The sequence below is a fragment of the Alicyclobacillus contaminans DSM 17975 genome, assembly GCF_000429525.1.
GTDB classification, from domain to species: Bacteria; Bacillota; Bacilli; order Alicyclobacillales; family Alicyclobacillaceae; genus Alicyclobacillus_A; species Alicyclobacillus_A contaminans.
This window is the reverse complement of sequence record NZ_AUCA01000070.1, coordinates 1-8,726: the sequence shown is the minus strand read 5'-3', so window position 1 is coordinate 8,726 and position 8,726 is coordinate 1. Positions and strand designations below refer to the sequence as shown.

The following is an 8,726-nucleotide window of genomic DNA, read 5'->3' as shown; positions in this document are numbered from 1 at the left end:
TGATCTGTTTCGGACGGCCGGGTTTTGGAACATCCTTCAGTCCGTCCAAGCGCAGTTCGGCAAACCGAGTGCGCCACAAAGCGATGGTTACACCGGTTCCAAGACCGGCTTTAACCATTTGCTGATTGGTCCATCCATCCGCCGCTCGGAGCACAATTTGCGCTCTGCGGACCAGTTTTTGTGGAGTGGAAGGGGAACGGACCCACTGTTCCAATTGGTCACGTTCATCATCAGTGAGTGTAATTTCAATCGCTCGTTTACCCATGCCATGATATTACCACAATGGTAAACACAAAGGCATATTTATTTTAGACTCGTGACACTAGTGCGCCACGAGGTTCATCGGAAGTTGAATGGCGTAATGGCGCCAATCACGCCGAGTGGCTCTCTTACCGTATATGCGACGCGCCCTTCGCCACCAGGGGCTGCATCCAGCGGAAGGGTTTCGCCATGGATGCGTTTCGCCTCTTCGGCGGCGAACTTGTACGTCTGTATGGTTCGATCGACTTCGGTATACGCGGTCGTGATGGGTTTGGCTGCCTCGGCGGCGAGGATCTTCGCCGCTTCGTCTCGCCTGTCTTCCATCAATGTGACGAGGTTCTCGAGGATCTTCGCCCGCTGATGTGCCGGCATGGAAGCCATCACGGATGTGGCCTGTGCGGCAGATTCAATGGCATCATTGACATCGGCGGGGGAGGCGGACGGGAGCTCCGCGATTAGGCTGCCGTTGTAGGGGGCGGTCAGCGTTGTGTACTGTTCAGTTGTCACCCACTTGCCATCGATGAAAAGGTGTTTTTCAACGAAATCACTCCTGTACAAATCTGGTCCGATCACGACCGTTCTTGCCGTCTGGTGACGCCGCCTTATTTGGTCTGTTTCATGTGCGCAATGACCCTGTTCGTTACCTCGGTCATGGTTGCGGTGCCGCCAAGGTCGGCTGTTTTGACGTTCTCCACGAGTGTTTCCTCGATGGCGCAAAGCACGATGGATCCGATGTCTTCATAACCGAGAAAGTCCAGCATCATTTTTGCCGTCCAAATTTGCCCGATTGGATTGGCAATTCCCTTTCCGGCAATATCGGGCGCAGACCCGTGTACCGGTTCAAACATGGAGGGGTACTTTCGCTCGACGTTGAGGTTGGCAGCCGGGGCGATCCCGATGCTGCCCATGATGGCGCCGCCAATGTCGCTGAGAATGTCTCCGAACAGGTTGGATGCGACGACCACGTCGAGGACGTGTGGTTTCATGACAAACAGTGCCGTCAGGGCGTCAATATGCATGTTGGCCGTTTGGATTTCAGGGTAGGACTGGCTGACGTCGTGGAACACGTCGTCCCAGAACGGCATGCTGTGCGCGAGTCCGTTGGACTTGGTCGCGCTGGTGACGTGACGTTTCCGGCTCTGTGCTACCGACAGTGCGTATTCCATCACGCGAACACATCCCTTTCGCGTAAATACGGAAGTCTGCAACGCCATTTCATCCAGGCCGTTGTGAACGCGTCCGCCGACATCTGAGTATTCTCCTTCGGAATTTTCGCGGACGACCAGGATGTCAAAGGCCTGGGGGTTGGCGAGCGGAGATTTCATGCCTCGCAGCAGCTTCGCTGGCCGAACGTTAATGGACTGTTCCAACTCCTGCCTGATTTTCAGCAACAGGCCCCCAAGCGAGATGTGGTCCGGTACGAGGCCGGGCATGCCGACAGCGCCGAGAAAAATCTGTTCAAAGGATTTCAACGTTTCAATTCCGTCGGATGGCATCATGGTTTCATGTTGCAGGTAATATTCACAGCCCCAGGGGAACGTGGTCCATTCGAAGGCAATGCCTCCGTGAATCTGAGCAGCAACTTCAAGTACTTTTAACGCCTCGGGGACGACTTCCTGCCCGATGCCGTCTCCAGGGATGACCGCAATGGCGTGTTTGTTCATGTTCTTCTCTCCCTCTCTTTTGCCGCCGACAGGGTCACTGTGCAGCAGTCTTCGGAATCACAGAACCCTTCTCGAGTTCTCCTGTGGAAGCCAATCTCGGCTTCATGGCAAAGTAGTAGATCGTTGACGGCAGCAGTAATGCAATGATCCAGGCGAAATCAGCATGGCCCCAAGCCTTGGAGATGGGACCCTCGTAAATGCCAGCGACATTCATGAACGGAATCTGCGCGACGATGGTCAGCAGGTATGCCCCAATCGAGATCCAGTTGAAGCGGCCGTACTTGCCGTTCAAGTCGAAAATGTCCTTGATGCTGTAGTTTCCCTTTCTCAGCAGATAGAAATCCACCAGATTGATGGCGCTCCAGGGTACCATCATGTACTGGAGCATCAACATGAAATCGCCGATGATGGTGATGAGGCTGCCTTGCCCCTGGATGCCGATCCAGGTTGCGACGGCGTCGATGATGCCCAAAATGACGAAGCGGGCAGTTGGCGTCACTTTGAGTTTGGTGAACGGTTCAATGGTTGTTACCGTCGCCATGAAGGCGCAGTACAGATTCAGCACGTTGACGCCCAAAATTCCAAGCACGATGACGAGGTACAGAATGGGTGCCATGACCGGGCCGACCATTTGCGCCAGGACGCCTGTCGGGTCATCGCCGAAGCGCGAGGTGGACGCAATCAGAAGGACGCCAATCAGCATCGGCCACGCGGTACCGAGTACACCGCCAGCGTATGTCCAGCCAAACGTCGCCTTGGTGGAGGTGTTCTTCGGCAAATACCGCGAGTAGTCCGCAACATAGGGTGCATAAGTGAGCAGCCAGCTCACACAGATGCTCATCGCCATCATGAAGGGTCCAAATTTGAAGCCGCTTACAGACCAACTGTGCGCCGGGAAGGGTAAGCGAAACACCTCAATTGTAATGAACAGGAAGAAGAGCGCGAAAATAATGGCGAAGTATTTCTCCACCGTATGGATGACGTCGTAACCGTATGTGGTGACCAGCAATGTGACGGCGTTCAGGACAACCATCGCCAACCAGATGGGGACTCCGTGAAGCGCGCTGTGAATCGCTTGCGCGCCAAGCAGTCCGCTGTAGTACACGGATCCGACGTACATCACCATGACCAGAATGAGCGGCAAAATCGCGCCGATGACGCCAAACTGGGCGCGGCTTTGAATCATTTGCGGAATTCCCAGCTTCGGCCCTTGAGCGGAGTGTGTCGCCATAAACAGCCCGCCAATCATGTTGCCGATGATGACCGCCAGCACTGCCCAAAAGACGTTCAGCCCGAGGGCAAGCAGCGCGGCGCCAGTCATGACTGGCGTGAGCTGCATGTTTCCGCTGAACCAGATGTTGAACAAGCTTCGGGGCTTTCCGTGCCGCTCTTCCTCGGGAATAAAGTCAATACTGCGTTTTTCGACTAACATTGAACCCCCCCCCATTTTTCACATCTACTTGAGTGCTTCACGAACCAGTCCGTGAAACAGACGTAAGCCATGTTCTGTTGGAGAGTACACGCCTTGCTGAAATGCCGACGAACGCAGGCCGACTTGCTGGAGTTCTACCAGGTCGACATCTTCGTCTGCGACCGTCTTCGCAAACGCAATCAGCTCCTGTTGCTCCTCCGTGGGTTCCACGCCCTTCACGTACACCGAGTAAATGCCAAGCGTGGTTTCTGCGTCGATTGGGATCATCTGGATGGACCGAAAGTTTCCTGGCCCCGGGTAAATCGTGAACATGACGTTTGGCCACAGCCAATAGAATCGCCCTTCGCGGACTTCGGCGTCATCCAGGTCTGTGCGGGTCTCCTTCACGTTTGACCCCTGAATGTTGCACTTGTCGCGGTTCAAAATCTGATACTTGGTCATATCCAGCGTCGACACGAACCTCGGATGGGCGATAGGGCAGTGATCGCACTCGAGATAGTTGTCAATGAAAGTTTTCCAGTTGCAGTGAATGACGCGCTGTTCCGTATGATACAGGTTCAACTCAGAAAGGAAATTGAATTGCTTCAGGTCATTGAAAAAGTCCGCGAACTCTTTCGCAAGTGGCACAGGGTCCTCGCTCAAATTCACAAACATCAACGAGTTCTCAATCGCGATGTGTACCGACTTCAAGCAGTGATCCTGTGCACAAAATCCCGATGCGCCCTTGAAATTAGGTGCCTGATGCAGATTCCCATTGAGGTGAAATGTCCAGCCGTGGTACATGCATTGGAAAATTTTCTTCGATCCCGCCGCGTCCTGCACCAGCTTTGTGCCTCGATGTGGGCAGACATTGTAGAATGCCCGGACCTCGTTGTCGTTCCCGCGGACGACGACAATGGGTTCGTTTGCAATCGTGCAGGTGATAAAGTCGCCAGGTTTCTCCACCAGGGCCTCGTGTCCCACATACTGCCAGGACTTTTTGAAAATGTGCTCGTACTCGGTTTGAAGAACATGCTCCTCCACGTATAGGGAATACGGAAGCGTCATGTCTGTGTTGTCTTGCCGGCGTTTACTTTCGTCGAGTATCATTGCCATCTTGAAGTTCTCCTCTCCATCATGTCTCTGCAAATGGGTGTGAGCTCCACCCTGCACCTTGCTTTATTGTTCAGCAAGTTGCGTGCCAAGTCTGCACAGTCGCCGTTTATCACGTGCCGGTGATGGGCGTGTTTTGTTGTCAGGCTGCGGTTTTACACGGACATCATCGTTGGTGAAAATCCGATTGTGAGTGCGTGTTCAAGCGTGATTCACATGGGTTGAATGTGGGGTGAGTCAGTTTTGGTTCGATTGTTCCACTGAGTTGAGTCAATATTAAGATTTATGGTGCAATTAAGACTCAGAGTGGGGTAACATGGGTTTATGTGCGAGGGGGCTTGCAACATGGAACTCTTGGATGTCCTCAATGTGCTCGACACGCCCATCCTGCTTGTGAATCGTTCGGGGCAGTTGGAATGGGCCAATCAGGCCGCGAAAGTCACGGTCTGTTCGGGGGTCGATCTCGATACCTGGAACAATGAACACAATCTCCCGGAAGGCTATTCCTATATCATGCACAAGGGTCCATTTGGTCCGGACCGGACCCTCATTGAGTGCATTCGCCTGCCTGAGGGACCGGACGAGAACACGATTTGGGCGTTGAAACAGGAGAACACGGAGCTCGCGGAACTGATTAACTCCTCCCTGGACGAGTGGTACATCACGGATGGTGAAGGCATTACCCTTCAAGTGAACGACAAGGTAGAGCAACTCTATGGCCCCCTGGTGGGCGGCCTTGTCGGCAAGTCTGTTTTCGAATTAGAGAATCAACGGATCTTTTACCCGTCGGTCACAGCATTGGTCCTGCGCCACCGTACGCAGCAGACCGTGTTGCAAAACACGGTGGATGGCAGGCGTCTCATCTCTACCGGGCACGCCATCTTCAATCCTGATGGCTCGGTCAAGCGCGTGATTTCTTACGCGAAGGATGTCACAGAGCTGGAACTGCTGACGCTGCCCGGACGAGCAAGCAGCGATGCGACGAGTCAGGAAATCAGCCAGCCTGCTCCGTTTATTTCCGGCAGCCCTGCGATGCGCCGGTGCATGGACTTAGCGCTTCGTGTCGCTCGCACGGAGGCGGCAGTGATGATTTTAGGCGAAACGGGCGTTGGGAAGAATCGGGTCGCAAAATCCATTCATGACGCAAGTCAACGTTCAGGTGGGCCGTTTGTCGAGATCAACTGCGCATCCATTCCGGAAGCCTTGCTGGAAAGCGAATTATTTGGGTACGAACGAGGCTCTTTCACCGGCGCCAGGCGCGAGGGAAAACCGGGCAAAGTGGAACTGGCGGAGGGCGGGACGCTCTTTCTCAACGAAATTGGCGAATTGCCGCTGCATCTGCAGGGAAAATTGCTCGATCTCATTCAGGAGCATCGCATTGAACGAATCGGCTCGACGCGTCCTTCCTATTTGGACGTGCGCATCATCACTGCGACGAACCGAAACCTGCGGGAGATGGTTGCAAATGGAACATTTCGCGCGGATTTGTACTATCGGTTGAATGTCGTGACCATTCATATTCCTCCGCTGCGGGAACGCAAGGAGGACATTGCGCCCCTCTGCCAGGTGTATCTGGAACACTTCGTCCATCAGCACGGAAAGGGTACGCGTGAATGGAGCCGTGAAACGATCGATCACCTGACTGCGTATCCGTGGCCAGGGAATATTCGCGAATTGGAAAATATGATAGAGTATTTGGTAATTACCACGGACGAACCCATCATTGGTCCGCATCATCTGCCGAAGGACCTGATTTGTGCGGCCCGCGAAGCCGGACGTGACCGCGCGCAAAGCGGACTATCGGTGAGGCCCGGTTATGATGGCATCGACCGTCCGCAGGATGCGCAGGATGCGCAAGACGATCATGCCCGGGCGCCGGGACGAGAGATTCCGGGTCAGACGTTGAAAGCGTACATCCATGAAACCGAACGCGAGATGTATCGCAAGGCGCTTGCGGATGGTGCGAGTACCCGGGAGATTGCAGCCCGCTTGGGCGTGAGTCAGTCCACGGTGGTGCGAAAATTGAGACAGTTTGGTTTGCGACAGCGCCGGTAATGGCGTCGAAAATGTGGAGGGGTGAGCGTGTGACGCAGAAAGCGGTTGAACTGATACACCAAGGGCGGACCTTGCGTGGGACCGAACATGTTCCGGAGGGACCAGGTCCATTTCCAGCGGTGGTTCTCTATCACGGGTTTACTGCAACCCGGATTGAGCCGCACCGCTTGTTTGTGAAGATTTGCCGCCGACTTGAACAAATGGGCATTGCCAGCTTTCGCTTCGATTTTTCGGGGAACGGCGAGAGTGATGGGGATTTTGAAGAGGTTACGATTTCGTGCGAGATCTCCGAAGCGCATGCCATTTTGGACCGTGTATTGGCCGATGCGAGAGTCGACCGTTCACGGGTGGCTTTGGCGGGGTTGAGTATGAGCGGGCTGATTGCCAGTCAGGTGGCGGGGGACCGCCCGTCGGATGTACACAAGCTTGCGCTGATGGCACCCGCTGGAGGGAACGTACAGGAAATTGTCTCGAACCTCTTGAAGGAGAGTGGAGCGGACGTCCATGCGCCTTCTGCTGCCTACGATTATCAAGGCAACTGGGTGTCTCGTGCCCTGCTCGAGGACTTGCGCACGTTCGATGTTTACAAGCGAGCCCAGGCGTACAGAGGGCCTGTCCTCATTGTTCACGGGTGTCAGGATGAGGTGGTGCCCAGTCAAACGGCGGAGGGATATCAAGCACAGTCTTATTTCGGATGCGCCAAGGTCAGGTACATCGATGGGGCGAATCACACTTTTGATCGAAGTGGCTGGGAATCTGCGCTGATTGAAGAACTCGTCGATTTTCTCAAGCCAGAGGGTTGAATCGTGTAAACACCGATTAAGGTGGGGATTCGTCTAAGTCATGTAGGTCTTTAAAATCGAGGAGACGAACTCATGTGCGGTCGCAAGAATTTTGCCGTAGTTGTTGCAGTATGTATATCGTTTTCGACTTTGGTTGGATGCGGTAACTTTACTACACGTCAGTCAACAATACCCACAAACGCAGTAAACACTGTGGCAAATCAAACTGATGTCATTGCCGAAGTCACTGCCACAGCTTCTACCGCCTCAACGACTCATACCTATACCGTACCAGACTCATTACAAGTTCCGAATGCGGTACAAAAGGAAATCAAGGATCATTGCAAAGTACCTTTGTCACTACCTACAGTGTTCGATCTTGATTCTCCATTACCGAATAATCAACAGTTAGCCATTGATCTGGACGTTTCGATGAATCAGTATGGGATGGATTTTATTGACCGTCCGAAGGGTAGCAATACAAGCCAATATGCGATGGCAAATCTTGTCGGGGATATGGAGACTGTATCCGATCTTAGTTCACTTTACATTCCTAATTGTTTCAACATGAGTGGGTTCTCTGCACATAAATCGGTCACTTTATCAGATAAAACCATAGCCACCTATTATGAAGACTCGAAGACACACGAAGATGCGATTATCTGGAAAAATCATCGTTGGCGATACATTGTGGATGTAATGGGAGGCGACTATGAAAAAGAAACGGTCGGAATGGCAAACACCGTTGCGAGTTTTGTTTCAAAGCACGGAACGATAGTTCCGAATGCGACACAAGGTTATGTGCAAGCACTTTGGGCAGGGAACAGCCCCGTTTTTCGGGTAACGTGGACGTATAACGATAAGCAGTGGTACTCGCTCTCCATGAACACGCTTATTGCAACCTTAAATACTGCTCACACCGTAACCCGCGTATCTTAAGAAGCTTAATGGCAATTTGAATAACAATCCTTGTTCAACTATCGGGGGCATAATTCAAGAACGATATCCGTCCAATCCTGCATTAGTATGCAAAATGTTGTATATCTGAGCCGCGTTTTTCTGCATTTTAAGTTGCGGAAAACAATTGTATTCCGCAGTTTCAATTTGCAGAGCAACGCGGCGATTTCGTATGCATAATTGTCGCATGTTCATACACTATTTGTGTGTTGCATTTATTGCAGCTAAGGACAGGTTAGCGACAGAAGCCCCCAGATCGTCTAGTAGGTCGGACGAGTTTGACACAACACCGATTGGTGTCCTATAATGAATCGGAAACTAATTGGTGTCATATTAAAGGGGGAGGGTGGTTTTGCCTGATACAAGTGAAACACGAGACGTTTATTCTGCGGTAGCCGATCCGTAAGCGTCAAACCCCTCACACCTTGCGCTTCTCCAGACTTCGTGCGAGAGTCATGCACAGCAACAATCAGCCCCGCCAGG

The 8,726-nt window shown here is 52.8% G+C and carries 6 protein-coding genes and 2 pseudogenes; 3 read left to right on the top strand and 5 right to left on the bottom strand.

Going from position 1 to position 8,726, the window contains the following annotated elements; genetic code table 11:
- The 5 genes and pseudogenes from G463_RS23355 to G463_RS0116345 all read right to left on the bottom strand — a co-directional run.
- Positions 1 to 265, bottom strand: a pseudogene (locus G463_RS23355) (IS630 family transposase); the annotation flags it as partial.
- Between the two features lie 60 nt (positions 266 to 325).
- Positions 326 to 819: pseudogene (locus tag G463_RS0116360) on the bottom strand (aldehyde dehydrogenase family protein); the annotation flags it as partial.
- Between the two features lie 44 nt (positions 820 to 863).
- On the bottom strand, positions 864 to 1,925 hold the full coding sequence (locus G463_RS0116355; protein WP_026976011.1) for a tartrate dehydrogenase: 1,062 nt from the start codon (positions 1,923 to 1,925) through the stop codon (positions 864 to 866).
- A gap of 34 nt (positions 1,926 to 1,959) precedes the next feature.
- Positions 1,960 to 3,357, bottom strand: coding sequence for a purine-cytosine permease family protein (locus tag G463_RS21040; RefSeq protein WP_051322394.1), 1,398 nt, complete (start codon positions 3,355 to 3,357; stop codon positions 1,960 to 1,962).
- A gap of 24 nt (positions 3,358 to 3,381) precedes the next feature.
- Complete coding sequence (locus G463_RS0116345) at positions 3,382 to 4,452, bottom strand: aromatic ring-hydroxylating oxygenase subunit alpha (protein ID WP_245575936.1); 1,071 nt, start codon at positions 4,450 to 4,452, stop codon at positions 3,382 to 3,384.
- 342 nt (positions 4,453 to 4,794) lie between these two features.
- On the opposite strand from G463_RS0116345, the gene G463_RS0116340 reads away from it, so the two are divergent.
- The 3 genes from G463_RS0116340 to G463_RS21035 all read left to right on the top strand — a co-directional run bounded on the left by G463_RS0116340 (position 4,795) and on the right by G463_RS21035 (position 8,225).
- Positions 4,795 to 6,504 (top strand): sigma-54 interaction domain-containing protein, encoded by a 1,710-nt coding sequence (locus G463_RS0116340; RefSeq protein ID WP_051322393.1) that lies wholly within the window; start codon positions 4,795 to 4,797, stop codon positions 6,502 to 6,504.
- Positions 6,505 to 6,533: 29 nt separating this feature from the next.
- Positions 6,534 to 7,307 (top strand): alpha/beta hydrolase family protein, encoded by a 774-nt coding sequence (locus G463_RS0116335; protein ID WP_245575935.1) that lies wholly within the window; start codon positions 6,534 to 6,536, stop codon positions 7,305 to 7,307.
- Positions 7,308 to 7,379: 72 nt separating this feature from the next.
- Positions 7,380 to 8,225: a hypothetical protein gene (locus G463_RS21035; RefSeq protein WP_156900271.1), complete on the top strand. Its 846-nt coding sequence runs from the start codon at positions 7,380 to 7,382 to the stop codon at positions 8,223 to 8,225.
- The last annotated feature ends 501 nt before the right edge of the window (positions 8,226 to 8,726 follow it).